Genomic DNA, 25,560 nt, shown 5'->3' with positions numbered 1-25,560 from the left:
AGTCAGTTAAGGACGAACACTGTACCTGTGGCGAGGGAGCTTGCTCCCGCTGGGCCGCGAAGCGGCCCCAAAAATGGGACTGCTGCGCAGTCCAGCGGGAGCAAGCTCCCTCGCCACAGGTTACTTTTTACCCTTTCTACTTCTTAACTGACTGGCATTAGGGCTTGCCCCCGATAGCGCCAGTCCAGGCGGCGCTAAGCCCTGAACTGCCCCAAACTTGCCTTCAACTGCGCCGCCAACCCGTCCAGCACCTTGCCACTGGCCGTGGTTTCCACCACCGCCTGCGCAGCACGCTCAGCCTGGGCGTGGATCACCTCGACGCGCCCACGCACCGCATGCGCGCCCTGGGCCTGGTGCTCGGCCGCGCGGGTCGCCAGGCCGATTGCCGCATGAACCTGCTCCACCGAAGCCTGCACCGTCTGCTGCAAACGCACGCTCTCGCGCAGTACCAGCAAGCCCTCACTGGCCTGGCGCCCGGCTTTGCCGATGGTGTCCACCGCCTCACGCGCGCCCTGTTGCAACGCCACGATATGCGCCTGGATATCACCGGTGGAGCTTTGGGTTTTACTGGCCAGTGCGCGCACTTCGTCTGCAACCACCGCAAAACCGCGCCCCGTTTCACCGGCGCGCGCCGCTTCGATGGCGGCGTTCAGGGCGAGCAGGTTGGTTTGCTCGGCGATCCCATGGATCACCGTCAGCACCACTTCAATCTGCTCACTCTGTTGGGCCAGGCGCTCAATGACCTGGGACCCCGCCTGCACCTGCCCCGCCAACGCCTCGATCAAACTGCCAACTTCGGCCGACGTGCGTGAGTTCTCATCCGTCGCCTGGCGAATCTCCACCACCTGTTGCAGCGCCGCCTGCATGGCATGGCTTTCGGCCTGGGCCTCATCGGCCATCTGCGACAGTGCGCGCAGGCTCTCGGCGACTTCATCACGCTGCAAACCGGCAGCCTTGTCGGCACCCGCATTGCGCAAGGTCATCGCGCCGATTTCCACACCGGTGCGCTGGGCCACCTCACCCGCTTCGCGCACGATGGGCTGCAACTTATCCACAAAGCGATTGACCGCCGACGCCATGTCGCCGATCTCATCCTTGCTGCTGATTTGCACCCGCTTGGTAAGGTCGCCCTCGCCCGCCGCCAAATCATCCATGGCAGCGATCAGCAGCTTCAAGCGGTTGACGACGCGGCGACCGAGCACGATGGCGATCAGCAGTAATACGCCAAGACCGACCAGCGCCAGGCCCATGCCGATGCGCCAGCGCAGGGTGCCGGCGGCCTCTTGAACCGCGCTGGTGGTGTTGGCGGTCATTTGGGTGGCGGTGGCTTGCGCTGATTGCAGGCGCGCGCCCATAGCCGCAGCGCTATCCGCCGCTGCGCCTTTGAGGCTGTCACCGACCAGTTGATCACCGCTGGCAATCAGCGCGGCGAAGCGCTTGTCCAGTGCTTGCAGATCGGCTTCGACCGACGCGGTGGAAACCCCCATGCGGACCTTGCCGATCTCCACGCCGTTGGGGCTGATTGAGGCTTCGACGTAATACACCGCAGGATCAGTCTTGGCCGCGTCCAGCACTTTATCCAGGGCCCGCTCCCCCGCGCCCTTTGCCAACAGGGCCTGGTTGATCGGGTTTTCACGGTTCAGGTAACGGGTCAGGTGCTCGCCCGCCGCGTCGTCGTACACCACGAACAACACGTTGGGATTGCGCTGCGCGCGCCGGGCGAACTCCGACAAGGTTGGCACATCGCTGTCCCACATGGCTCGCGGCGCCACCGACGCCAGCAACTGCGCCATGTCATTGGCAGAGTCCTGCAAGTCTTTTTCCAGGGTCGCACGCAATTGCTTCTGCTCTTGCTGAAGGCGCGTGGAAAGCCCAGCGGTCAGACGCTGACGGGTGCTGGTGGACAAACTGTCCAGGCTGGACGTGACTTCCTTGCCGGCCTGGGCCAATTCGCCGGACAGCTTCTGGCTGTCGATGCCCAGGCGATTACCCAAATCTGCCTCCAAGGCGGTGACGGTGCTCCGCGTCAGCGCGACGGCCACCAGCACTTGCACCAAAAGAGCGATACCTAGGGTAACGAACACTGGTCGCAACAGACGACTTTGTAACAACGAGAGAACGGCAGACACTGGGAATCCCTCCACCACGGATGCCATTAAATTGATAGCACCTCGGAAAGAAGGAAACACAGCAAGGGTCGTGCCGCTTGCCAGACACAAACGACAAAGGGCTCCCGAAGGAGCCCTTTGCTTTTTACATCAACAGCTTATTAAGCGAACGGATGACGCAGAACGATGGTCTCGTTGCGGTCCGGGCCCGTCGAAATAATGTCGATCGGCGCGCCAATCAGTTCTTCAACGCGCTTGATGTAAGCACGGGCATTGGCTGGCAACTCTTCCAAAGTCTTGGCGCCCACGGTCGACTCGGTCCAGCCCGGCACTTCTTCGTACACAGGCTGCAGGCCCACGTAGCTGTCGGCGTCAGTAGGAGCGACGTCATTACCTGCGGCGTCTTTGTAACCGGTGCAGATGTTGATGGCTTCCAGACCGTCGAGTACGTCCAGCTTGGTCAGGCAGATGCCCGAGATGCTGTTCACGTCGATAGCGCGACGCAGGATAACGGCGTCGAACCAGCCACAACGACGGGCGCGGCCAGTGGTTGCGCCGAACTCGTGGCCTTGCTTGGCCAGGTGCGCGCCAACTTCGTCGAACAGCTCAGTCGGGAACGGGCCAGAACCTACGCGGGTGGTGTAAGCCTTGGTGATGCCCAGGATGTAGTCCAGGAACATCGGGCCAACGCCCGAACCGGTAGCAACGCCGCCAGCGGTGGTGTTGGAACTGGTCACGTACGGGTAGGTGCCGTGGTCGATGTCGAGCAACGAACCCTGGGCGCCTTCGAACATGATGTCTTTGCCGGCGCGACGCAGGTCGTGCAGTTCGGCCGTCACGTCCAGCATCAGCGGCTTGAGCAGCTCAGCGTATTCCTTGCACTCGGCTAGGGTCTTTTCGAACTCGATGGCCGGCTCTTTGTAGTAACCCACCAGCATGAAGTTGTGGTAATCCACCAATTCACGCAGCTTGTCTTCAAAGCGCGGCATGTTGAGCAGGTCGCCTACACGCAGGCCACGGCGCGCCACCTTGTCTTCGTAGGCCGGGCCGATGCCGCGACCGGTGGTGCCGATCTTCAGCTCGCCACGGGCCTTTTCACGGGCCTGGTCCAGCGCCACGTGGAAGGACAGGATCAGCGGGCAGGATGGGCTGATACGCAGGCGCTCACGCACCGGTACGCCTTTCTCTTCCAGCTTGGTGATCTCGCGCAACAGGGCGTCCGGTGCAACCACCACGCCGTTGCCGATCAGGCACTGCACGCCTTCGCGCAGTACGCCCGACGGGATCAGGTGCAAGACGGTTTTTTCGCCATCGATGACCAGGGTGTGACCCGCGTTGTGGCCACCTTGGTAGCGCACTACGGCGGCAGCATGTTCGGTCAGCAGATCAACGATCTTGCCTTTGCCCTCATCACCCCATTGGGTGCCCAGGACTACGACATTCTTACCCATAACACTTGTCCTCATTCGCGCAAACTTGGTGCCGGCGATGGCCGGCAGGAAAACTCAAGAAGCCAGTGGCGATACTTGCCAAAGCCCGTTCTGCTGAATCAATTGCCGGTCGCAGTCCGCTTCACGGGCGGCGGCCAATGGCTGCCCAGGCAAGGCCTGGACGACACGCTGACCCTCACTGCGCAACTGGCAAACCTGCTGCCAGAGTGCCGCGTCCGTACTGTCGGGCATCCAGATGCCACCAGACGGCAGCTCGACCTCAGCACGCCCCAGGGTCACCAGGGTTTTCAAATCGGTGGAAAAGCCAGTGGCCGGACGGGCGCGACCGAAGTCGGCGCCGATATCGTCGTAGCGACCGCCCTGGGCGATGGCCTGGCCAACACCCGGAACGAACACCGCGAACACCACACCGGTGTGGTAGTGGTAGCCGCGCAACTCGCCCAGGTCAAAATACAGCGGCAATTGCGGGAAGCGCGCCGACAACTGCTCGGCAATCGCCAGCACATCGTCCAGAGCCGCCAGCACCGGCGCTGGCGCATTGGCCAGGCGCTCACGCGCAGCCACCAGCACTTCACGGCCGCCGCACAGGTTGACCAACGCGCGCAACATCTGCGCGAGGTCAGCCGGCACGCCTTCGGTGAGGGCGATCACTTCGTCAATCGCCTTGCGTTGCAGGGCGTCGAACAGTTGTTGCTCGGCTTCACCGGACAAACCAGCGGCACGAGCGAGGCCACGGTAGATACCGACGTGGCCCAGGTCCATGTGCACATCCGGCACATCAGCCAGTTGCAGCATGGCCAGCATCAGGCTGATCACCTCGACGTCGCTGCTCGGGCTCGCATCGCCATACAGCTCGGCGCCCAACTGGATCGGGCTGCGGGACGATGACAAGGCACGTGGCTGGGCATGTAGCACGCTGCCGGCGTAGCACAGGCGGCTCGGGCCTTCGCGGCGCAGGGTGTGCGCATCGATACGCGCCACTTGCGGCGTGATGTCGGCACGAAACCCCATCTGCCGGCCCGATTGCGGGTCGATAACCTTGAAGGTGCGCAGATCCAGGTCCTGGCCCGCGCCGGTCAGCAGGGATTCCAGGTACTCGATATGGGGAGTCACGACAAACTCGTAACCCCAGCTCTGGAACAGATCCAACACCTGGCGACGCGCTATTTCAATGCGCGCAGCTTCTGGTGGCAGTACTTCTTCGATGCCATCTGGCAGCAGCCAGCGGTCTACCGTTGCCATTACGCCATTCCCCTATGATCCGGGCGGCCAGCCCTCGGCCGAGCCTTGAGTGAAGCAGAAAATACCCGCCGCCTGCATAAACCACGCGCAAGAGCGACGTGACGAACGACCTGTAACCGGCCTCGTCGGGCACTTTCCTCGAAAAACCTGTCACGCCTGCCGAATCGAACATGCAGACGCAAAAAAGCCGGGAATTTCCCGGCTGCCGCATCATACACCCGTTTTCTGAAAGGATCACCCCGCCAGGCATTTTAGCCGCCCGACGGAGTGATCCTGCAGAATCACAGGCCTGTTACTTGGACTTTTCCAGGTAGCGGAAGAAGTCGCTGCTTGGGTCCAGCACCAGCACGTCGGTCTTGTTCGCGAAGCTTTCACGGTAGGCACGCAGGCTACGGTAGAACGCGTAGAACTCCTGGTCCTGGCCGTAAGCCTTGGCGTAGATCGCCGCGGCTTGAGCATCACCATCACCACGGGCCTCTTCAGACTCGCGATAGGCTTCCGCCAGCAGTACACGGCGCTGACGATCGGCATCCGCACGGATACCTTCGGCCAGCTCGTTACCTTTGGCGCGGTGCTCACGGGCTTCACGCTCACGCTCGGTGCTCATGCGCTCGAACACGCTGCGGTTCACTTCCTTGGGCAGGTCAATGGCCTTGACGCGCACATCGACCACTTCGATACCCAGCTCTTTCTCCGCCATGGTGTTCAGCGAACGAGTGATGTCAGCCATCAGCGCATCACGTTCACCGGATACCACCTCATGCAGGGTGCGCTTACCAAACTGGTCGCGCAGGCCCGATTCCAGACGGCGCGACAAACGCTCGTCGGCAATCTGCTTGAGGCCGGAAGTCGCGGTGTAGAAGCGCTCGGCGTCCTTGACGCGCCACTTGGCGTAGGCGTCAACCATCACGGCTTTCTTTTCCAGGGTCAGGAAGCGCTGTGTCGGTGCATCCAGGGTCATCAGGCGGGCGTCGAACTTGCGCACCTGGTTGACGTAGGGGACTTTCACATGCAGGCCCGGCTGGACATCCGCCTGGACCACGCGACCGAATTGCAGCAGCACCGCACGCTCGGTCTGAGCCACGATGTAGAAGCAGTTCCAGGCAGCGATGACCACGACGACGCCCACAATCAGGGCGGTCAGCGATTTATTGCTCATCAACGGCTCTCCCTGGTACGTGTTTGCTGTTGCAGCAAGTCAGCGGCCGCACGGGCGCTCGCTTCGTTGGCAGCGGCATTCGAACCGGTGGACGGCGCGCTGGTGCCGCTACGACCACCTTCGATCATCTTGTCCAGCGGCAGGTACAGCAGGTTGTTCTGCCCACCCTTGCTGCCGGTCACGAGAACCTTGCTCGTATTGCTGAAGACTTCCTGCATGGTGTCCAGGTACAGACGCTCACGGGTCACTTCAGGTGCCTTGCGGTACTCGGCAACCAGCTTGGTAAAGCGGTCTGCCTCACCCTTGGCACGGGAGACCACTTCGTCGCGGTAGCCGTTGGCATCTTCGAGGATGCGCTGGGCTTGACCACGGGCTTCCGGCACCACGCCATTGGCGTAGGTTTCTGCCTGGTTGCGCGAACGCTGCTCGTCTTCACGGGCACGGATCACGTCGTCAAAGGCTTCCTGCACTTCACGCGGTGCGGCAGCGCTCTGTACGTTGACCTGGGTGACGGTGATACCGGTGCGATAGGTATCGAGGAACCGTTGCAGGCGCTCCTTGATTTCGCTGGCCATCAACTCACGCCCTTCGGTCAGCACTTGGTCCATGGCGGTGGAACCCACCACGTGGCGCAAGGCACTTTCGGTTGCGTGTTGCAGGCTGATTTCCGGCTGGTCGACGTTCAGCACGAAGTCCTGCAGGTTGGTGATCTTGTACTGCACGGTCAGCGGCACTTCGACGATGTTCTCGTCTTCGGTCAGCATCTGGCCCTGCTTGGTGTAGGCACGCTCACGCGTGACGTTCTCCATGTACTTCTTGTCGATCGGCGGGAAATAGATGTTCAGGCCTGGCCCGACAGTCTCGTAGTACTTGCCGAAGCGCAGCACCACGGCTTGCTCCTGCTCGTCCACTACATAGACCGCGCTGTACAGCCAGACGGCCGCAAGCACGACAAGGCCCAGGCCCAGCAGGCCATAGCCACCGCCCTTGCTCGTGCGACCACCCTCGTCACTACCGCGTTTTTTTCCACCACCGAACAACCCATTCAGGCTTTCCTGCAGCTTTCGGAAGGCCTCGTCGAGATCCGGTGGCCCCTTGCGGTCGCCATTATTGCGGCGCTTACCACCCCAAGGATCCTGATTATTCGAGTTGCCACCCGGCTCATTCCAAGCCATAGCGCTCTCCATCTGATAAAGCAAAGACGCACCCACGGCGCGCCGACCAATGCTACAGAATGCCTGCCACCGCGGCACAACCGCTTTCTCAGGCTTTTATTGCAAAGTGTGTTGCTCGATGAACTCTGCCGGTACAACACCCTCGCGACTGACCAGTCGATTGAGCTCCGAGCGCGGCAATCGAACGTCCAGCAAGCTGACACCTTCTTCGTCGTGTTCTTCTTTCTGTACCGCGCCCAGCTCGAAAAACTGTGCACGCAGTCGAGCAAAACGCTGCGGCAAGCGCAAGGTGCCCACGAACAAATCGCTGCCGAGCAACTCGGCAATGGCTTGTTCCAGCAGCTCCAGGCCACTGCCATCACGCGCCGACAGCCAGACCCGTTGAGGCTTGCCGTTCTCGTCGCGCTGAATTTGTGGCTCGACGCCTTCAAGCAAATCGAGTTTGTTATAGACCTCGAGGATCGGCAAGTCCTGTGCACCAATCTCGCCCAGCACTACCATCACCTGCTCGATCTGCAGCATGCGATCCGGTTCAGCCGCATCGATTACGTGCAACAGCAGGTCGGAATTGCTCGACTCTTCGAGCGTAGACCGAAATGCCTCGACCAGCTTGTGCGGCAAGTGCCGGATGAAACCCACGGTATCGGCCAGGACGATCGGCCCCAGGTCGCCGATATCCAGGCGGCGCAGGGTCGGGTCGAGCGTGGCGAACAGTTGGTCTGCCGCGTACACGTCCGATTTCGTCACGTTGTTGAAGAGTGTGGATTTGCCGGCGTTGGTGTACCCCACCAGTGACACGGTAGGGATATCCGCACGCGAACGGCCTCGACGCGATTGCTCGCGCTGGCTGCGCACTTTTTCCAGGCGGCCCTTGATCTGGCGCAGGCGAACCCGCAACAGGCGTCGGTCGGTTTCCAGCTGGGTTTCACCCGGGCCACGCATGCCGATGCCGCCGCCCTGGCGCTCAAGGTGAGTCCAACCGCGCACCAGGCGGGTGCTCATGTGGTCAAGCTGGGCCAGTTCGACCTGCAGTTTGCCTTCATGGGTACGCGCGCGTTGGGCGAAAATATCGAGAATCAGACCGGTGCGGTCGATCACGCGACACTCGAAGACACGTTCGAGGTTACGTTCCTGACTGGGCGTGAGGGTGTGATTGAAGATCACCAGATCGGCTTCTTCAGCGTGGACCAGGTCGCGCAATTCCTCGACCTTGCCGCTGCCGATCAGGTATTTGGCGGTTGGCCGATGACGCGGCACGTTAAAAAACGCAACGGTCTCGGCGCCGGCCGAATTTGCCAACTCCTGAAACTCCTGCGGATCTTCGCGCGCCTCAGGGTCCTGTCCATCCAAGTGAACGAGGATTACTCGCTCACCACCACCGTGGCGCTCAAAGAACAAAGGAGACTCCTATCAGGCGTTACCTGGCTCAGCGTCAGCTGCTTCATCACCTGCTGCGCTAGGCAGACGGATCGGACGAACAGGGACGACTGTAGAGATAGCGTGTTTGTAAACCATCTGGCTGACGGTGTTTTTCAGCAGGATCACGAACTGGTCGAACGACTCGATCGTACCTTGCAACTTGATACCGTTGACCAGATAGATGGAAACCCCCACTTTCTCTTTACGTAAAGTATTCAAGTAAGGGTCTTGTAGCGAATGCCCTTTTGACATGTGCCGCACTCCTTTAAGGATCAATAATAAAAATCGGAAAATAAATAGCTCATGGCCGTCACACCCCCAAGGATAGACGGCAATTGCAAGGACTCAGCTCAATATGGAGACCGTTCCCAAGTATTTCAAGGCGCGTGACAGATTGTCGCTGTCCAGGCTGTCCAGCCAGTGCAAATCGCTCCAGCTGCGCAGCCAGGTGAACTGGCGCTTCGCCAATTGGCGCGTGGCAATGATGCCGCGCTCCTGCATTTCGGCTGACGTCAGCTTGCCATCCAGATGATCCCAGACTTGGCGGTAGCCTACAGCACGTATCGAAGGCAATCCTGGATGCAGATCACCTCGGGAACGCAGTGCTACGACCTCCTCCACAAACCCCTGTTCCAACATAATTGTGAATCTTTGTGCAATTCGTTCATGCAGCACCTGGCGATTTGCCGGAGCGATGGCCAGATTCGCCACAGTATAGGGCAATTGTGACTGACCAGATGCGTCTGCATCAGCACTTTGCGCAGTTTGTCTCAGCCTGTGTTCAGTCATGGTCTGGCCGCTGACGCGCCAGACTTCCAGCGCACGGGTAAGTCGCTGGGGGTCGTTGGGGTGGATGCGCGCCGCAGACACCGGGTCTACCGCCGCCAGCTGGTCGTGCAGGGCCTGCCAGCCGAGGCGCGCGGCTTGATCTTCAAGCTCGGCGCGCACCTGGGCGTCAGCGGGCGGCATGTCCGCCAGGCCCTCCTGCAAAGCCTTGTAGTAGAGCATCGTGCCGCCGACCAACAGCGGGATGTTGCCCCGCGCGGTGATTTCAGCCATGGCGGCCAGGGCGTCGGTACGGAAATCTGCGGCCGAATAGCTTTCGGACGGGTCGATAATGTCGATCAACCGATGCGGATGCCGGGCCAACAGCTCTTTTGAAGGCTTGGCCGTGCCGATGTCCATGTCCCGGTAAACCAGGGCAGAGTCGACGCTGATCAGCTCGCACGGCAAGACCTTGGTCAGTTCGATGGCCAGGTCGGTCTTGCCCGCGGCCGTCGGGCCCATCAGGAAGATCGCGGGGGGCAAGGCACTCATCAGCGACCGCGCAGGAACAGTTTGTCCAGATCATCCAGGCCCATCTGGGTCCAGGTCGGTCGGCCATGGTTGCATTGGCCACTGCGCTCGGTGTTTTCCATGTCGCGCAGCAGGCCGTTCATTTCCGGCAGGGCCAGTCGGCGGTTGGCGCGGATGGCACCGTGGCAGGCCATGGTGCCGAGCAGTTCGTTGATATGCGCCTGGATACGGTCGCTGGTGCCGTATTCCATCAGGTCCGCCAGTACGTCGGACACCAGGCGATTGGCCTCGGCCTGCTTGAGCAGCGCAGGAATCTGACGGATCGCCAGGGTCTCCGGGCCCAGGCGTTGCAGTTCGAAGCCCAGCTTCTGGAACACACCGTGGTGTTCCTCGGCACAATCGGCTTCGCGCTGGCTGACTGCCAGGGATTCCGGCACCAGCAGCGGCTGACCACTGAGCCCTTCACTGGCCATGGCGATCTTCAGGCGCTCGTACATGATCCGCTCGTGGGCGGCGTGCATGTCCACCAGCACCAGGCCGTGGGCATTTTCCGCGAGGATGTAGATGCCCTTGAGTTGCGCCAGCGCGTAGCCCAGCGGCGGAATATCACCGCCGCCCTCGGGCAAGGCAACGGTGCCCGGCTCGGCACCCGGCAACGGCGCGAAGAATTCACGGTAAGCCGCCTGGGCCTCAGCCACCGGCACGGTCGATTGCGGCCGTGGCGTGTATTGATATTGATACCCTGCGCCGGCTCCCGAATTGGGCGCGGTGTAATTCGGCTGCGGCTGCGATGATTGCAGCAGGTTGCCAGCGAGGCTCATTTCGCCCTGGGGACCGAACTCGCCAGCCTCGGGGCCGCTCGGGCGGACCACCGCCGTTACGATTGGCGCGGATAACTGGTCATCCGGGCGCACATCACCCAAGGCACGGTGCAAGGTGCCGTACAAGAAGTCATGCACCATGCGCCCGTCACGGAAGCGCACTTCGTGCTTGGTCGGGTGCACGTTGACGTCGACCACCGAGGGGTCGACCTCGAAAAACAGCACAAACGTCGGATGCCGACCGTTGAACAATACGTCGCGGTACGCCTGGCGAACCGCATGGGCCACCAGTTTGTCGCGCACCGCACGGCCGTTGACGAAGAAATACTGCAAATCGGCCTGGCTGCGGGAGAAGGTCGGCAAACCGACCCAGCCCCATAGGCGCAAGCCATTGCGTTCGATTTCAATCGGCAGCGCCTGCTCCAGGAAGCCGGCACCGCACACGGCCGCCACTCGCCGAGCGCGCGCGGCGTCGTCATTGGCTTCGTGCAGGCTGAGGATGGTTTTGCCGTTGTGGCGCAGATGGAACGCCACATCGAAGCGCGCCAGGGCCAGGCGCTTGATCACTTCCTGCAGGTGGTCGAATTCGGTTTTCTCGGCCTTGAGGAATTTGCGCCGCGCCGGGGTGTTGAAGAACAGGTCGCGCACTTCCACCGAGGTGCCCACCGGATGGGCTGCCGGCTGGACCCGAGGCGCCATGTCGCGGCCTTCGGTTTCCACTTGCCAGGCCTGTTCGGCACCGCGCGTACGAGAAGTCAGGGTCAGGCGGGCCACGGAGCTGATGGAAGCCAGGGCCTCACCGCGAAAGCCCAGGCTCATCACCCTTTCAAGGTCTTCCAGGTCGCGAATCTTGCTGGTGGCGTGACGGGCCAGGGCCAGCGGCAGGTCATCCGAAGATATGCCGCTGCCATCGTCACGTACCCGCAGCAACTTGACGCCGCCCTGCTCCACGTCCACGTCGATGCGCCTGGCGCCGGAATCGATGCTGTTTTCCAGCAGTTCCTTGATCACCGACGCCGGGCGCTCGACCACCTCACCTGCGGCGATCTGGTTCGCCAGGCGCGGGCTGAGCAGTTCGATGCGCGAGCCACTATTCAACACAGATTCGCTCATTACTGCGCCGCCAATTCAGTGCCGGGGATGGTCAACATCTGGCCAATTCTCAACTCGTCGGTTTTCAGGTTGTTAGCGCTGCGCAAGGCGGCGGGGGTGACCTGGAAACGTACGGCCAGCATCGCCACGGTGTCGCCAGGCTGCACGCGGTGGTCACGCGGGCCCTGGGCGATTTTGCCGGAGTCACGCAACCAGGCGATGTAAGTGCCCGGTGGCGGGTTCTGTTGGAAGAACTGGCGCACGCCGGCGCTGATCGAGCGCGCCAACGCTTGCTGGTGGCTGGCACTGGCCAGCTTTGAGGCCTCGTTGGCGTTGGAAATGAAGCCGGTTTCGACCAGGATCGACGGGATATCCGGCGACTTCAACACCATGAACCCGGCCTGCTCCACGCGCTGCTTGTGCAGCGAGGTGACCCGGCCAATGTTACTCAGGACTTTCTGGCCGACGTTCAGGCTGGACGTCAGCGAGGCGGTCATCGACAAGTCGAGCAGTACGCCGGCGAGCATTTTGTCTTTGTCATCGAGGGAGACGTTGCCGGCCCCGCCGATCAAGTCGGAACGGTTTTCGCTGTCGGCCAGCCAACGGGCGGTCTCGGACGTGGCGCCACGATCGGACAAGGCAAACACCGACGCACCGAACGCCGCCGAGGAAGGGGCGGCGTCGGCGTGGATCGATACGAACAGGTCCGCGCCCTTCTTGCGGGCGATTTCGGTACGCCCGCGCAACGGGATGAAATAGTCACCGGTACGGGTCAGTTCGGCGCGATAGCCTTTCATGCCGTTGACCTGGCGTTGCAGTTCGCGGGCGATCGCCAGCACCACGTCTTTTTCATGCTGGCCGCGCGAGCCGGACGCGCCGGGGTCTTCGCCACCGTGGCCGGCATCGATCACCACGATAATGTCGCGCTTGCCTGCCGGAGCGGGCGGCGGCGGTGGCAGCTTGACCTGCGGCTGCGAGGGGTTGACCGGCACCGCCGGCACCGTCGCCACGCTGGGCGTCGGCGCAGGCGGCGGGGCGGCATCGGCGGGGTTGTCGAACAGGTCGACCACCAGGCGGTTGCCATATTGGGCGTTGGGCGCCAGGGAGAAGCTTTTGGGGGTGACCGCTTTTTTCAGGTCGATGACCACGCGCAAATCGGTCGGCGTACGCTGGGCCGAACGCATCATGGTAATCGGGGTGTTGGCGGTGGAGACTTTCAGCGGTGCGGCCAGGGTCGCACCGTTGATGTCGATCACCAGGCGATCAGGCGCCGTGAGGGTAAAGACGCTGTGCTGGACAGGGCCCGACAGGTCGAACACCAGTCGCGTGTTATCCGGCGCTCGCCACAGGCGGACACTCTTGACCTGTGAAGCAGCCACAGCATTGACAGTCATTGCCGCAAGCAACACCCCCACGACAGCAACCAACGCGCGAAAGCGCATACCTAACCCCACCAATTATTTGAATTCCAATGCCAGAGCATCACGCCACGCTTCACCGCGCGGGCTCTGGGGCAACAACTTCAGCTGACGTCCGTGCTCGTGCGGCGTAATGGTAATGGTCATGTCAGGCTTTGGCAAAAAGCCTGTGCCTTTATCTGGCCACTCGATCAGGCACAGCGCGTCTTCGTCGAAGTAATCACGAATGCCCATGAACTCCAGCTCTTCAGGGTCGACCAGGCGATAGAGGTCGAAGTGGAAGGCACGCACGTCACCGATCTCGTAGGGTTCGACCAGGGTGAACGTCGGGCTTTTTACCGCACCGGTATGGCCCAACCCGCGAATGATGCCCCGAGACAGCGTAGTCTTGCCCGCCCCCAGGTCACCTTCGAGAAACACCAGCCCCGCCCCGCCCGTCACTCGTGCAATAGCGTGACCGAACGCGACCATCGCGTCTTCATCGGCCAGGAAAAGATTTACTTCAGGCACGGCGACTGCTCCTCCAGCAATTGACGAATGGCAGGTATCAGGTCGCTCGCTGCCAGCCCGCGACCGAAGGTGCCCTGGCGATCCCCTGCCGTGGCGTGCAGCCACACGGCCAGGCAGCTGGCCTCATACGCCGGCATGCCCTGGGCGAGCAATGCGCCCACGAGGCCGGCCAATACGTCACCGAGCCCCGCCGTCGCCATGGCGGGATGGCCCTGGTCACAACGTGAAACGCGCCCGTCCGGGCTTGCAATCAAACTGCCGGCACCCTTGAGAATAGCCACTGCGTCGAATTTACGGCTCAACGCGCGCGCCACCTTAAGGCGGTCGGCCTGAACCTCGGCTGTCGAAATGCCCAGCAGCCGTGCGGCTTCGCCTGGATGCGGGGTGATCACGCAATTGGCGGGCAGGCTGACGCTGCCGGTCGCCAATTGATTCAAGGCATCGGCGTCCCAGACTTGCGGCAGGTGCGCGTTGGCGGCGACGGACAGCAGGCTTTTACCCCAGGACGCGTCACCGAGACCGGGGCCGATCACAATGACCGAGATTTTTTCCAGCAAGCCCATCAGCTGATTGGCCGAACTCACGCCTACGGTCATCACTTCCGGCAAGCGCGCCAGCGCGGCGGGAACATGCTCCACGCGGGTTGCTAGGGACACCATGCCGGCGCCACTGCGCAACGCGCTCTCGGCACTGAGCAGCGCGGCGCCGCCAAAGCCTCGGTCGCCGCCAATCACCAATAGATGGCCAAACTGCCCTTTATGGGCGTCCGGGGAGCGCGCAGCCAGTTGCGGCAAGTGGCCGGGCAACAGCGGCTGCACGTCGGTTATTTCGTGTTTTGTCTGAGGCATGCGTCTTCAAGCTCCGATGTCTGGCAGAATTATACGCATCTAACCTGTGGTTTCCCGTGTCTCATGCCCGCTATTACCTCCGATCTGCCCGCCCTCGCCCAATCGATCAAAGACTGGGGCCGCGAGCTGGGTTTCCAACAAGTCGGCATCAGCGGTCTCGACCTGGCTGAGCATGAACAGCACCTGCAACGCTGGCTCGACGCGGGCTACCACGGCGAGATGGACTACATGGGCGCCCATGGCAGCAAACGCTCCCACCCCGAAGAACTGGTGCCCGGCACCTTGCGCGTGGTGTCACTGCGCATGGATTACCTGCCCGGCGACACGCAAATGGCACAGCTACTGGCCGAGCCGGAAAAAGCCTATGTCTCGCGTTACGCCCTGGGCCGCGACTATCACAAGCTGATCCGCAAGCGCGTGCAGCAACTGGCCGACCGTATCCAGGCGCAGATCGGGCCGTTCGGCTTTCGAGCCTTTGTCGACAGCGCACCCGTACTGGAAAAAGCCATCGCCGAACAGGCCGGCCTCGGCTGGATCGGCAAGAACACCCTGGTACTCAATCGCAAGGCCGGCAGCTATTTCTTCCTGAGCGAACTGTTTGTCGATTTGCCGTTACCGATCGACCCACCCCATACCACCGAGCACTGTGGCCGCTGCACGGCGTGCCTGGACATCTGCCCCACCAACGCGTTCGTCGGCCCTTACGTGCTGGATGCCCGGCGCTGCATTTCCTACCTGACCATCGAGCTCAAGAGCGCCATTCCCGAGGACCTGCGCCCACTGATCGGCAACCGGGTATTTGGCTGCGATGACTGTCAGATCGTTTGCCCGTGGAATCGTTTCGCCCGACCCACTGGCGAAAGCGATTTCAAGCCACGGCACAATCTGGATAACGCGACCCTGGCCGAACTGTTTATGTGGGACGAGGATAAATTCCTCAGCAGCACCGAGGGCTCACCCTTGCGCCGGGCCGGATACGAGCGCTGGCTGCGCAACCTGGCGGTGGGCCTGGGCAATGCCCCCTCGAGCATTCCGGTGCTGGAAGCCTTGAAGGCGCGGCGCGACTACCCCTCGGAACTGGTGCGTGAGCATGTGGAATGGGCGCTGAACCAGCACGCCGCCCGCTAGTGGACGTCGTCGTTATAGACGAACTTGGGCATTTCCCAATGAAACCGGATCGCCAGCAGGCGCAGTAGAAAGCCGCTGAACAAGGTCAGCAGGATCGCCTGTTCGCTGGGCAATTCCAGATACAGGCACAGCAAGTAAAACCAGGCAGCGAGGAACGACACGCTGGCGTACAGCTCACGGCGGAAGATCAGCGGGATGTCGTTGCAAAAGATGTCGCGCAGGATGCCGCCAAAGACACCAGTGATTACGCCACTGACCGAGGCGACCAGCATGCCATGCCCCATTTCCAGGGCGGTCATGCAGCCGATCAAAGTGAACGCCACCAACCCCACGGCATCCAGCGCCAGGAACAGCGAGCGTAGATGGCGCATCAACGGTGCGATAAAGATAGTCACCAGTGCGGCGACGGAGGTCAGCACCAGGTATTCAGGGTGCTTGACCCAGGTCAGCGGGTAATGCCCCAGCAACATATCGCGCACAGAACCGCCACCCAGCGCCGTCACGCACGCGATCAGCACCACGCCAAACCAGTCCATACCACGCCGGCCGGCGGACAAGGCGCCCGTCATGGCTTCGGCGGTGATGGCGATGAGGTAGAGCATCAGCAGCATGATGGCGATCCTTGCAGAGAGGCCGGCAGTCTAATCATTTGCTGATGGCACCAAAAGGGGGCGCTTGGCGATAAACCGAGTCGCCTGCCATCGGGGGCCCCCCCCTCCCACATTGGGACGCAGAGCGTCCTGGGCTGCATTCCCACGCGGAGCGTGGGAACGATCCAAGGCGGAAGGTCTTCAAGCCTTGATGAAATGCTTGCGGTAATGCTGCAACTCGGCGATCGACTCGCGAATATCATCCAGCGCCAGGTGCGTGCTGCCTTTGTGGAAGCTGTCTTTGACCTCCGGGGCCCAGCGTGCAGCCAGCTCTTTCAAGGTGGACACGTCCAGGTTGCGATAGTGGAAGTAGCTTTCCAGTGTCTTCATATGCGTATAAAGGAAGCGACGGTCCTGGCAGATACTGTTACCGCAGATCGGCGATTTGCCCTTGGGCACCCATTTTTCCAGGAACGCGATGGTTTCGGCTTCGGCTTCGGCCATGCTGATGCGGCTGTCGCGTACACGCTGGGTCAGGCCGGAGTTGCCGTGGGTGCGGGTATTCCATTCGTCCATGGTGGCGAGCACGGCGTCGCTGTGATGGATGGCGATCACCGGACCTTCGGCCAAGGTGTTGAGGTTGCTGTCGGTGACGATCGTCGCCATCTCGATGATGACGTCGGTGTCGGGGTTCAGACCGGTCATTTCCAGATCGATCCATATCAGGTTCTGTGGGTTTTGCATGGCTTGATTCTCTTGGCACCTTGGCGTAGCCGGGCAGTTTAGCAGGCGGCGCCGTGCTAGACTCGCGACCGTTTCACCCAACTTTTGCATTATCGACACGGAACACCAATGGCCAAACGCCAGCTCAATCGTCGCCAAAACTGGCGCATCGAAAAGATTCAAGGTGAACGCGCAGCGCGCGCCGCCAAACGAGAGTCCTCCGCCGTGGAAGCGCTTGAGGGCGGCGACCTGGGTCCCGAACAAACGGGCCTGGTGATCGCGCACTTCGGCGTACAGGTCGAAGTCGAGGCGCTGGAAGGCGAGCTCGCCGGCTCGGTATCCCGCTGCCATTTGCGCGCCAACCTGCCTGCGCTGGTGACCGGCGACAAGGTCGTCTGGCGTGCCGGCAACCAGGGCATCGGCGTGATCGTCGCCCAGTTGCCCCGCAGCACCGAATTGCGCCGCCCCGACAGCCGCGGCCAGCTCAAGCCGGTGGCGGCCAACGTCGACATGATCGTGATTGTGTTCGCGCCGCTGCCCGAGCCCCACGCCAACCTGATCGACCGCTATCTGGTCGCCGCCGAGCATGCCGGTATCCGCCCGCTGCTGCTGCTGAACAAATTCGACTTGATCGACGAGCAGAACGCGCCGGCGCTTAACGCATTACTGGCGGTCTACCGCACCCTGGGTTATCCGGTACTGGAAGTCTCGGCACACCATGGCAACGGCATGGAACAACTGCAACAGCAGTTGGACGGGCGTATCAGCGTGTTTGTCGGCCAGTCCGGCGTGGGCAAGTCATCGCTGGTCAACAGCCTGCTGCCGGAAGTCGACACCCGTGTCGGCCCGCTGTCGGAGCTGTCCGGCCAGGGCACGCACACCACCACTACCGCACGGCTGTTCCACTTCCCCGGTGGCGGCGAGCTGATCGACTCCCCAGGCATTCGTGAATTCGGCCTCGGCCATGTCAGCCGCAGCGACGTGGAAGCGGGCTTCATCGAGTTCAACGACCTGATCGGCACCTGCCGCTTCCGCGACTGCAAACACGACCGCGAACCGGGTTGTGCATTGCTCAAGGCCCTGGAAGATGGCCGCGTGCAGCAGCAACGGATGAATAGCTATCGGTCGATTATTGCGAGTTTGCCTGAGAGCAGTTACTGACGGTCAATTTCTTGATACACATAAATCAGGACGCTGATCCTCATAATCCATTGATTTAATAGGTGCAGGCATCAAGAATTCAGGCCAACTCGGTGGCTTACCAACACAAGCTGGCTTGTATTCGGATTTTCTGATGCCCATAATTGCTCCGTCACCAGCGAAAGCTGGCAGGAGTCTGGATCCTTTTCGGAGTTGATCCAGCGGCGCAGAAGGGGCGAAGCAAGCTCCGCTGCGTGTCGAATGAAGCCGCCTTCGGGCGGCTTTGCTTTTTGTGGGGAATTAACATTTGGCTCTCTACTATCACCCCAAACAGGGCGATGTACTGCTGTGCGACTTCACGCGGGGCTTTGTGGCTCCGGAGATGCTGAAGATCCGTAAGGTCGTAGTGATATCCCCAACCTCTACGCACAATCGCAAACTGTGCACCGTGGTGCCGATTTCCTCTACCGCACCAGATATCCGGCACGACTGGCACCATCTGCTACGCGCCAACCCACTTCAATCCGACGGTTACAAAGAGCTGTGGGTAAAGTGCGACATGATTTACACCGTCAGCTTCGAACGCCTCGACAAACTGCACAGAAAGACCCGCTCCAAGGGTCGAGAGTACTTCGTACCGCGCCTGTGCGCGGATGATATGCGAGGCGTAATCGGTGGCGTCAAAGCGTACCTGCCACTCTGACCGCAAATGAAAACGCCCCGGCTGATCGGGGCGTTTTCATTTCTGGCTTATAGAGACCGCTTACGGCGCAGGCGCAGGCGCCGTCGGGTCCTTCACGCCACCATCATCAAACAGGTTCAGCTTCTGGCGCAGTTCATGGGCCGGCAGCGGCTCCTGCCCTGGTGGGAGCGCATTCGGGTCCGCCGGTACTTCACCGGGGGCGCCTTCACCCTGAGCCGGCTGTGGCGGTGGCGGTTGATCGCCCTCGATCGCACGCTGGGCCTTTTTGGTCAGCACGACGATGTCGATCCGACGGTTGATCGGGTTGAACGGTTCCTTGGGGTCAAACAGCTGCGATGACGCAAAGCCCACCACCCGCGCCACTTGTGGGTCCGGGTAGCTGCCAGCCACCAGCGCACGGCGGGCGGCGTTGGCGCGGTTGGCCGAGAGTTCCCAGTTGCCGAAGTCGCCCTGCCCCGCGTAGGGCTTGGCATCGGTGTGGCCGCTGATACTGATCTTGTTCGGTACCGCCTTGATGGTGTCGGCCATGGCCAGCAGGATGTCTTCGAAGTACGGCTTCAAGCGTGCGCTGCCGGAATCGAACATCGGCCGGTTGGCCGCGTCGGTGATCTGGATGCGCAAGCCTTCCGGGGTGATCTCGAAGGAAATCTGATCCTTGAACTTCAGCAGTTGCGGGTTTTCCTCAACCTTGGTCTGCAGCTCCTGCAACAGCAGCTCGAGGCGTTCTTTCTCGACCTGTTCGGCCATGGTTTCGACCTTATCGCGCTCGATCGGGATTTTTTCCTGGGGCGATTCGGTCTGCACTTCCGGGTTGATGGTGCGCTCCGGCGCCAACTGCGGCGAGCCACCCAGGTCGATCACGAAGGGCGTACCGCTTTCCGAAAAACCAATCGGGTCCTTGAAGTAACCCGCGATGGCAATCTTCTGTTCAGGGGTAGCGGTGGACATCAGCCACAGCACCAGGAAGAACGCCATCATTGCCGTCGCGAAGTCGGCAAAGGCGATTTTCCAGGCGCCGCCATGGTGCCCCGCTGCGAAGCGCTTGACGCGCTTGATGATGATCGGCTGGTTGTTTTCCATGGCTTAGCGACCGCGAACCGCTTGTTCCAGCTCGGCGAAACTTGGGCGATGTTTCGGGTACAGCACTTTGCGTCCGAACTCTACCGCCAGCGACGGCGGCATGCCGGATGCCGAAGCCACGAGGCACGCCTTGATCGCTTCGTAGAGGTTGATCTCTTCCTTGGCATCGTGGGCCAGCGACGTGGCAAGCGGGCCGAAGAAACCGTAGGCCGCGAGAATACCGAAGAAGGTACCGACCAACGCCGCGCCGACGTGCATGCCGATGGCCGCCTGGTCGCCCTCGCCCAGGGAAGCCATGGTCACCACGATACCCAGCACCGCCGCAACAATACCGAAACCGGGCATGCCGTCGGCAATGCCGGTCACCGCGTGGGAAGGATGCTCCAGCTCTTCCTTGAGGCTGAACAGCTCCATGTCGAACAAGCCTTCGAGCTCATGGGGGGCCATGTTGCCGGAGGACATGATGCGCAGGTAATCGCAGATATACGCGGTCATGCGCTCGTCCTTGAGCACGGCGGGGTACTTGGCGAAGATCGGGCTGGCGGCGGCGTCTTCGATGTCTCCTTCAATCGCCATCATGCCTTCGCGGCGGCTCTTGTTGAGGATCTCGTAGACCAGCCCCAGCACTTCCAGATAGAACGTGTGCGAGAAGCGCGAGCTGAACATGCCCAGCGACTTCTTGATCACATGCATGGTCATGTAGCCGGGGTTGGCCTGCAGGAAGGCGCCAAAGGCGGCGCCGCCAATGATCAACACTTCGAAAGGCTGAATCAGCGCGGCAATTTTACCGTGGGACAGGACGTACCCACCGAGCACACTTGCGAGGACGACAATGATGCCGATAATTTTAGCCATAGGGGATCTGTACTTGCGCCGTCGGGTTCATGGACATAGTGGGTGCAGCTGAAAAACTCTTGTTCTACTTATCGGCAAAACTGCGCCAGACTATAGCCCGTTAAGGCGAAAAGCCAATTCAGCCCGTTCCGGGCGTGTTGAACACAAGTGACGATCGCGCCCCAATCATGGCTAATGAAACGACAGTCCCAACTGCAAAACCCGCCACACTCGCCGCCTGGATCAAGTGCCTGGACGATGTGCTGCTGCCCGTTCCCCAGGCCAGCCACGAGCGCGTGTGCAAAGCCATTCGCGACAGCCGCAGCTCGTTAAGGGACATTGCCGAACTGATGCAAGACAGCCCGGCCCTGGTGCTCAGCGTGATGCGCGAGGCCAACAGCCACACTCACGGCAGCCTGGCGGAACCGGCGGAAAACCTCGAAGTGGCGCTCAATCGCCTCGGTCTCAAGCGCGCCGAGGAACTGCTGGCACGCCTGCCTTCGGTGCCGGCCCTTGAAATTCCCGTGGCGCTGCGCCAGCTGCTGTTGATCAGCCAACATGCCTCGCAGCAGGCCAACGGCTTGTTCGGCAACCGCCTGGCGCGTCTGTGGCAGGACATTCATTGGGGCAGCCTGTTGTTTCTGTCACCGTTGTGGCCGATGGCCGTCGCCTACCCCAAGCTCCTGGAGGAATGGGAACTGCGGGTGATCCACAAAGGCGAGTCGGCGCGCCAGGTCGAGCAGCAATTATTCGGCGTGCGCCTGCTGGACCTGTGCCTTGCTTTGACGGCAGCCTGGCACTTGCCGATCTGGGTGTCCCAGGGCTATCACCTGCTGCTGGGCGAGCGGCGCCTGCTGGTCAAGGCCTTGCGTATCGCCCGAGAAGACGACCCTCTGCGCCACCAGCAATTACTCGATGCCGAACCCAACCTGCGCCGCTGGCTGAACCAGCCGGCCAACACCGTACTGCTGGCCAACGGCCTAGCGATGTCGGCGCAGGAGTCCTGGGCCTGCCCGCACACTGAACGCTGGCAACACCTCACTGCGCTGTACCTGCAGGAACCACTGGGCGATGTGCAACAGCAGGTGCACCAGCAAGCGGTAACCAGTGCCCGCAGCACCCTGATGCCTGACCTCTGGCACCCGGCGCTGTCGCTGATCTGGCCGTGGCATGTGCAAAAAGTCCATCGTGGCCTGTTGCCCGCGCCGCCGCCCACGGCCGAATCGCTGGCCGTGTGGCGCAGCCGCTGCACCGAGCTGCTGGTCGAGCCGAGCCGCTTTGCCAATGCGATGCACCTGACCACTTGCGCCAAGGAAGCCCTGGTCGCCAGCGGTATGCAGCGCGTGTTGCTGTTCATGGCGGATCGTGCCTTGAGCACCTTGCGCGTGCATCAGGCCGACGGCTTGCCCAGGGACGCTGCCAACCTGAGCCTGGATGTGGTCAACAGTACATTGCTGCAACGCCTGCTGGAAAAGTCCGCCCAGGTGCGTCTCAGCCCTGACAACCATGCGCAGTTCTCCGCCCTGCTGCCACCGATCCTGCGGCGCCTGTTTACCGGCGAGCACCTGCTGTTGCGCTCGCTGAGCTGCAATGGCCGCGTGGTGATGCTGATGGTGGCGGACCAGGGTGGCGGGCCGTTCTCGGAAACCACCGTGCAAGCCTTTGGTAAAACCGCGCAATGCATCGAAAAGGCCCTGCACAGCTTTACCAACCGCAGCGCCTGATGCTTGCGCTACAATCGCCCTCCTTTATCGCCAATATTCGTGCCCAGGAGACCTCACATGCCTGACTTCTCTGGCTTGCCGCTGGTGATCGAATCCAGCGACCTGCAAGGTCGCCTGGATGCCGACCACCTGATTCTGGTGGACCTCACCAGTGCCGCCCGCTACGCCGAAGGGCATATCCCCGGCGCGCATTTCGTTGACCCCAAGCGCACCCAATTGGGCCAGCCACCCGCGCCAGGCCTGCTGCCGCACAAGGCCGACCTGGAAAAGCTGTTCGGCGAGCTGGGCCATACCCCCGACGCCACCTATGTGGTCTACGACGACGAGGGCGGCGGCTGGGCCGGGCGCTTTATCTGGATGCTCGATGTCATCGGCCACCAGAAATACCACTACCTCGACGGCGGCCTTCTGGCGTGGCTGGAGGAAAAACACCCGGTTTCCACCGAGGTACCCGCGCCCGCCGGCGGCCCGGTCAGCCTTACGCTGCACGACGGCCCCACCGCCACCCGCGAATACCTGCAAAGCCGGCTCGGCGCAGCCGACCTGGGTATCTGGGACGCACGCGGCCCGCTGGAGTATTCCGGCGAAAAAGTGCTCGCAGCCAAAGCCGGGCACATTCCCGGCGCGGTGAACTTCGAATGGACCGCCGGCATGGACAAGGCGCGTAGCCTGCGTATCCGCCGCGACATGCCGCAAATCCTCGAAGACCTCGGGCTGACCCGCGATAAAGAAATCATCACCCACTGCCAGACCCACCACCGCTCTGGCTTCACCTATCTGGTGGCCAAGGCGCTCGGTTATCCGCGAGTCAAAGGTTATGCCGGTTCCTGGGGCGAATGGGGCAACCACCCCGACACCCCCGTCGAGATTTGAAGCTTAAGGACACTTAATGAAAAAGCAGTTGTTTATCCTCAGTCAGTACTTGCTGCCGCACCACCTGCTGTCGCGCTTGGCCGGCTGCATTGCCGAGTGCCGCGTGCGCTGGTTCAAGAACGCCTTCACCCGCTGGTTCGCCAAGCGTTACCAGGTGGATATGTCCCAGGCGCTGGTTGAAGACGTGACCGCCTACGAGCATTTCAACGCCTTCTTTACCCGCGCATTGAAAGACGGTGCGCGCCCACTGGACCAAACTCCGGGCGCCGTACTGAGCCCGGCCGATGGTGCGGTCAGCCAGCTCGGCCCGATCGAGCATGGCCGTGTGTTTCAGGCCAAGGGCCACAGTTTCAGCGTGCTGGAATTGCTCGGCGGCGACGCCGCGCTGGCTGCGCCGTTCATGGGCGGTGACTTCGCCACTATCTACTTGTCGCCCAAAGACTATCACCGCGTACATATGCCACTGGCCGGTACCCTGCGTGAAATGGTCTATGTGCCGGGGCGAATTTTCTCGGTAAACCAGACCACCGCCGAGAACGTGCCGGAACTGTTTGCGCGTAACGAGCGGGTTGTCTGCCTGTTCGACACCGAACGCGGCCCGATGGCCGTGGTATTGGTGGGCGCGATGATCGTAGCCTCGATCGAGACGGTGTGGGCCGGGCTGGTAACACCACCGAAGCGCGAGCTGAAAACCTTCCGCTATGACGAAGCTGCTCGCGCACCGATTCACTTGGAGAAAGGTGCGGAGTTGGGTCGCTTCAAGTTGGGTTCTACTGCGATCGTGCTGTTTGGGCCGGACCAGGTGCAGTGGGCGCAGGAACTGGCGGCGGGCACGCCGGTGCAGATGGGCCAGGGTATCGGCTCACCTAAAGCCTGATGATCATTCCCACGCTCTGCGTGGGAATGCAGCGCAGGGCGCTCTGCGCCCCCAAAGCCTGACGCAGAGCGTCACAGAAGGCATTCCCACGCGAAGCGTGGGAATGATCTGTTCAGTCAGTCAGTTACAGCTGGCCATCACGGTCACGCAAGCCCAGCAGATACAGCACCCCATCCAACCCCAAGGTCGAAATCGCCTGTTTGGCCGATTGCTTGACCAACGGCTTGGCACGAAACGCCACACCCAACCCGGCAATCGCCAGCATCGGCAAGTCGTTCGCGCCGTCGCCGACCGCAATGGTCTGCTCCAAACGCAAGCCTTCCTTGTGCGCCAGCTCCTTGAGCAGGTCCGCCTTGCGTTGTGCATCGACAATCGGCTCCACCGCCACGCCGGTCACTTTGCCATCCACCACTTCCAGCTCGTTGGCGAATACATAGTCAATGCCCAGCTTGGCCTGCAGTTGCTTGGCGAAGTAGGTGAAGCCGCCAGACAGGATGGCCGTCTTGTAGCCCAGGCGCTTGAGCTCGGCGAACAAGGTTTCGGCGCCTTCGGTCAGGCGCAGGGACGCGCCGATTGAATCGAGCACGCTCACATCCAGGCCCTTGAGCAACGCCAGGCGCTCCTTGAAGCTGGCGCGAAAATCCAGCTCGCCGGCCATCGCGCGCTCGGTAATGGCCGAGACTTGCTCGCCCACACCGGCGGCCTTGGCCAGTTCGTCGATGACTTCGGCTTCGATTAGCGTGGAGTCCATGTCGAACACCGCCAGGCGACGGTTGCGTCGGAACAGCGAGTCCTCCTGGAAAGCGATGTCGACATTCAGCTCCTGGGCCACGCTCAGGAATTCAGCGCGCAGCGCCTGCGCATCGGCCGGCTCGCCCCGTACGGAGAACTCGATGCAGCCCTTGCCTTTGTCTGCGGGTGTGTCCAAAGGCATGCGACCCGACAGACGGTCGATATGGTCGATGTTCAAGCCGTAGTGCGCCGTGATCGAGCTGACGCGCTGCAACTGTTCGGCCGTGACCTTGCGGGTGAGCAAGGTCACGATATGGCGTTTTTTGCCCTGGCCTTCGACCCAATGCTGGTAATCGGCTTCTGACACCGGCGTGAAACGCACCTGCTGATCCAGCTTGTAGGCCGTAAACAGGATGTCCTTGAGTACCGACGAAGCCTGCTCGTTGCTGGGGATTTCCACCAGGATGCCGAACGACAGGGTGTCGTGGATCACCGCCTGGCCGATGTCGAGAATGTTCACACCACCCTGAGCCAGAACGCCGGTAATGGCAGCGGTGAGACCCGGTCGGTCAAGACCTGTGATGTTGATCAGGACAATTTCGCGCAAAGCGCACCCC

Annotated in this window: 23 protein-coding genes and 1 pseudogene; 6 read left to right on the top strand and 18 right to left on the bottom strand. The window is 61.7% G+C overall.

The annotated features are described in order from the left end of the window. Positions 1-194 precede the first annotated feature (194 nt). The 13 genes and pseudogenes from C4J85_RS27890 to C4J85_RS02565 form a co-directional block, all read right to left on the bottom strand. The gene (locus C4J85_RS27890) at positions 195-899 is read right to left on the bottom strand and encodes a methyl-accepting chemotaxis protein (protein ID WP_372238008.1); all 705 of its coding nucleotides are present in this window, start codon (positions 897-899) and stop codon (positions 195-197) included. 201 nt (positions 900-1,100) lie between these two features. Next, positions 1,101-1,154 (bottom strand): annotated as a pseudogene (locus C4J85_RS27885) (hypothetical protein); the annotation flags it as partial. Positions 1,155-2,269: 1,115 nt separating this feature from the next. Continuing rightward, entirely contained in the window at positions 2,270-3,559 is a 1,290-nt protein-coding gene (locus C4J85_RS02615; protein ID WP_124365627.1) for an adenylosuccinate synthase, read from the bottom strand. Between the two features lie 54 nt (positions 3,560-3,613). Then, the gene (locus C4J85_RS02610) at positions 3,614-4,801 is read right to left on the bottom strand and encodes an ATP phosphoribosyltransferase regulatory subunit (protein WP_124369391.1); all 1,188 of its coding nucleotides are present in this window, start codon (positions 4,799-4,801) and stop codon (positions 3,614-3,616) included. A 292-nt stretch (positions 4,802-5,093) separates the two neighbouring features. Beyond that, positions 5,094-5,960 (bottom strand): protease modulator HflC, encoded by an 867-nt coding sequence (gene hflC / locus C4J85_RS02605; protein ID WP_003188064.1) that lies wholly within the window; start codon positions 5,958-5,960, stop codon positions 5,094-5,096. Next, positions 5,960-7,135: an FtsH protease activity modulator HflK gene (hflK, locus tag C4J85_RS02600; protein WP_124406147.1), complete on the bottom strand. Its 1,176-nt coding sequence runs from the start codon at positions 7,133-7,135 to the stop codon at positions 5,960-5,962. Before hflK ends, hflC begins: the two co-directional genes overlap by 1 nt. Before the next feature lie 96 nt (positions 7,136-7,231). Further along, positions 7,232-8,533, bottom strand: coding sequence for a ribosome rescue GTPase HflX (gene hflX, locus C4J85_RS02595; RefSeq protein WP_124361023.1), 1,302 nt, complete (start codon positions 8,531-8,533; stop codon positions 7,232-7,234). Between the two features lie 12 nt (positions 8,534-8,545). After that, a complete protein-coding gene (hfq, locus tag C4J85_RS02590; protein WP_016976904.1) occupies positions 8,546-8,806 on the bottom strand; it encodes an RNA chaperone Hfq in 261 nt (86 codons plus the stop codon). Positions 8,807-8,899: 93 nt separating this feature from the next. Next, on the bottom strand, positions 8,900-9,871 hold the full coding sequence (miaA, locus tag C4J85_RS02585) for a tRNA (adenosine(37)-N6)-dimethylallyltransferase MiaA (RefSeq protein ID WP_124408927.1): 972 nt from the start codon (positions 9,869-9,871) through the stop codon (positions 8,900-8,902). Continuing rightward, positions 9,871-11,784, bottom strand: coding sequence for a DNA mismatch repair endonuclease MutL (gene mutL, locus C4J85_RS02580; protein ID WP_124408926.1), 1,914 nt, complete (start codon positions 11,782-11,784; stop codon positions 9,871-9,873). Before mutL ends, miaA begins: the two co-directional genes overlap by 1 nt. Then, complete coding sequence (locus C4J85_RS02575; RefSeq protein WP_124365623.1) at positions 11,784-13,205, bottom strand: N-acetylmuramoyl-L-alanine amidase; 1,422 nt, start codon at positions 13,203-13,205, stop codon at positions 11,784-11,786. The genes mutL and C4J85_RS02575 overlap by 1 nt, the downstream gene beginning before the upstream one ends. A 15-nt stretch (positions 13,206-13,220) precedes the next feature. Further along, positions 13,221-13,691: a tRNA (adenosine(37)-N6)-threonylcarbamoyltransferase complex ATPase subunit type 1 TsaE gene (gene tsaE / locus C4J85_RS02570; protein ID WP_124361019.1), complete on the bottom strand. Its 471-nt coding sequence runs from the start codon at positions 13,689-13,691 to the stop codon at positions 13,221-13,223. Continuing rightward, entirely contained in the window at positions 13,679-14,539 is an 861-nt protein-coding gene (locus C4J85_RS02565; protein ID WP_124408925.1) for an NAD(P)H-hydrate dehydratase, read from the bottom strand. The genes tsaE and C4J85_RS02565 overlap by 13 nt, the downstream gene beginning before the upstream one ends. A gap of 63 nt (positions 14,540-14,602) precedes the next feature. Here C4J85_RS02565 and queG point away from each other — a divergent pair, with 63 nt between their 5' ends. Next, a complete protein-coding gene (queG, locus tag C4J85_RS02560) occupies positions 14,603-15,667 on the top strand; it encodes a tRNA epoxyqueuosine(34) reductase QueG (protein ID WP_124406144.1) in 1,065 nt (354 codons plus the stop codon). Here the strand turns inward: queG and C4J85_RS02555 are convergent. Both C4J85_RS02555 and orn read right to left on the bottom strand, forming a co-directional pair. After that, positions 15,664-16,281: a trimeric intracellular cation channel family protein gene (locus tag C4J85_RS02555; RefSeq protein WP_177412764.1), complete on the bottom strand. Its 618-nt coding sequence runs from the start codon at positions 16,279-16,281 to the stop codon at positions 15,664-15,666. The genes queG and C4J85_RS02555 overlap by 4 nt on opposite strands. 177 nt (positions 16,282-16,458) lie before the next feature. Next, on the bottom strand, positions 16,459-17,001 hold the full coding sequence (gene orn, locus C4J85_RS02550) for an oligoribonuclease (protein WP_124408924.1): 543 nt from the start codon (positions 16,999-17,001) through the stop codon (positions 16,459-16,461). Positions 17,002-17,109: 108 nt separating this feature from the next. On the opposite strand from orn, the gene rsgA reads away from it, so the two are divergent. Both rsgA and C4J85_RS02540 read left to right on the top strand, forming a co-directional pair. Next, positions 17,110-18,141 (top strand): small ribosomal subunit biogenesis GTPase RsgA, encoded by a 1,032-nt coding sequence (gene rsgA / locus C4J85_RS02545; protein ID WP_005784215.1) that lies wholly within the window; start codon positions 17,110-17,112, stop codon positions 18,139-18,141. 286 nt (positions 18,142-18,427) lie between these two features. Beyond that, positions 18,428-18,823 carry a type II toxin-antitoxin system PemK/MazF family toxin gene (locus C4J85_RS02540; protein ID WP_124365619.1) on the top strand — a complete coding sequence of 132 codons (396 nt, stop codon included), beginning with the start codon at positions 18,428-18,430 and terminating at the stop codon, positions 18,821-18,823. 60 nt (positions 18,824-18,883) lie between these two features. Here C4J85_RS02540 and motB read toward each other — a convergent pair whose 3' ends face one another. Next, positions 18,884-19,903, bottom strand: coding sequence for a flagellar motor protein MotB (gene motB / locus C4J85_RS02535; RefSeq protein ID WP_124365618.1), 1,020 nt, complete (start codon positions 19,901-19,903; stop codon positions 18,884-18,886). Positions 19,904-19,906: 3 nt separating this feature from the next. Continuing rightward, the gene (gene motA, locus C4J85_RS02530; protein WP_124365617.1) at positions 19,907-20,758 is read right to left on the bottom strand and encodes a flagellar motor stator protein MotA; all 852 of its coding nucleotides are present in this window, start codon (positions 20,756-20,758) and stop codon (positions 19,907-19,909) included. A gap of 167 nt (positions 20,759-20,925) precedes the next feature. On the opposite strand from motA, the gene C4J85_RS02525 reads away from it, so the two are divergent. The 3 genes from C4J85_RS02525 to asd are packed head-to-tail and all read left to right on the top strand — an operon-like array spanning position 20,926 to position 24,211. Then, positions 20,926-22,461 (top strand): HDOD domain-containing protein, encoded by a 1,536-nt coding sequence (locus C4J85_RS02525; protein ID WP_124408923.1) that lies wholly within the window; start codon positions 20,926-20,928, stop codon positions 22,459-22,461. A 57-nt stretch (positions 22,462-22,518) separates the two neighbouring features. Further along, a complete protein-coding gene (gene rhdA / locus C4J85_RS02520; protein ID WP_124369381.1) occupies positions 22,519-23,334 on the top strand; it encodes a thiosulfate sulfurtransferase in 816 nt (271 codons plus the stop codon). 16 nt (positions 23,335-23,350) lie between these two features. Next, a complete protein-coding gene (gene asd / locus C4J85_RS02515; protein WP_124365614.1) occupies positions 23,351-24,211 on the top strand; it encodes an archaetidylserine decarboxylase in 861 nt (286 codons plus the stop codon). 124 nt (positions 24,212-24,335) lie between these two features. Here asd and serB read toward each other — a convergent pair whose 3' ends face one another. After that, the gene (gene serB, locus C4J85_RS02510) at positions 24,336-25,550 is read right to left on the bottom strand and encodes a phosphoserine phosphatase SerB (RefSeq protein ID WP_124361009.1); all 1,215 of its coding nucleotides are present in this window, start codon (positions 25,548-25,550) and stop codon (positions 24,336-24,338) included. Between the last annotated feature and the right edge of the window lie 10 nt (positions 25,551-25,560).

It is taken from the genome of Pseudomonas sp. R4-34-07 (assembly GCF_003852375.1).
GTDB lineage: Bacteria > Pseudomonadota > Gammaproteobacteria > Pseudomonadales > Pseudomonadaceae > Aquipseudomonas.
The sequence above is the reverse complement of the archived record's forward strand: the minus strand, read 5'-3'. Positions and strand labels throughout refer to the sequence as shown.

Bases quoted from the DNA above. Each gene is read 5' to 3' on its own strand.
- motA (WP_124365617.1), bottom strand. From the start codon at position 20,758: ATGGCTAAAATTATCGGCATCATTGTCGTCCTCGCAAGTGTGCTCGGT.
- hfq (WP_016976904.1), bottom strand. From the start codon at position 8,806: ATGTCAAAAGGGCATTCGCTACAAGACCCTTACTTGAATACTTTACGT.
- C4J85_RS02575 (WP_124365623.1), bottom strand. From the start codon at position 13,205: ATGCGCTTTCGCGCGTTGGTTGCTGTCGTGGGGGTGTTGCTTGCGGCA.
- miaA (WP_124408927.1), bottom strand. From the start codon at position 9,871: ATGAGTGCCTTGCCCCCCGCGATCTTCCTGATGGGCCCGACGGCCGCG.
- hflC (WP_003188064.1), bottom strand. From the start codon at position 5,960: ATGAGCAATAAATCGCTGACCGCCCTGATTGTGGGCGTCGTCGTGGTC.
- C4J85_RS02565 (WP_124408925.1), bottom strand. From the start codon at position 14,539: ATGCCTCAGACAAAACACGAAATAACCGACGTGCAGCCGCTGTTGCCC.
- rhdA (WP_124369381.1), top strand. From the start codon at position 22,519: ATGCCTGACTTCTCTGGCTTGCCGCTGGTGATCGAATCCAGCGACCTG.
- hflK (WP_124406147.1), bottom strand. From the start codon at position 7,135: ATGGCTTGGAATGAGCCGGGTGGCAACTCGAATAATCAGGATCCTTGG.
- rsgA (WP_005784215.1), top strand. From the start codon at position 17,110: ATGGCCAAACGCCAGCTCAATCGTCGCCAAAACTGGCGCATCGAAAAG.
- asd (WP_124365614.1), top strand. From the start codon at position 23,351: ATGAAAAAGCAGTTGTTTATCCTCAGTCAGTACTTGCTGCCGCACCAC.
- C4J85_RS27890 (WP_372238008.1), bottom strand. From the start codon at position 899: ATGGCCGATGAGGCCCAGGCCGAAAGCCATGCCATGCAGGCGGCGCTG.
- mutL (WP_124408926.1), bottom strand. From the start codon at position 11,784: ATGAGCGAATCTGTGTTGAATAGTGGCTCGCGCATCGAACTGCTCAGC.
- queG (WP_124406144.1), top strand. From the start codon at position 14,603: ATGCCCGCTATTACCTCCGATCTGCCCGCCCTCGCCCAATCGATCAAA.
- orn (WP_124408924.1), bottom strand. From the start codon at position 17,001: ATGCAAAACCCACAGAACCTGATATGGATCGATCTGGAAATGACCGGT.
- motB (WP_124365618.1), bottom strand. From the start codon at position 19,903: ATGGAAAACAACCAGCCGATCATCATCAAGCGCGTCAAGCGCTTCGCA.
- C4J85_RS02525 (WP_124408923.1), top strand. From the start codon at position 20,926: ATGGCTAATGAAACGACAGTCCCAACTGCAAAACCCGCCACACTCGCC.
- C4J85_RS02615 (WP_124365627.1), bottom strand. From the start codon at position 3,559: ATGGGTAAGAATGTCGTAGTCCTGGGCACCCAATGGGGTGATGAGGGC.
- C4J85_RS02610 (WP_124369391.1), bottom strand. From the start codon at position 4,801: ATGGCAACGGTAGACCGCTGGCTGCTGCCAGATGGCATCGAAGAAGTA.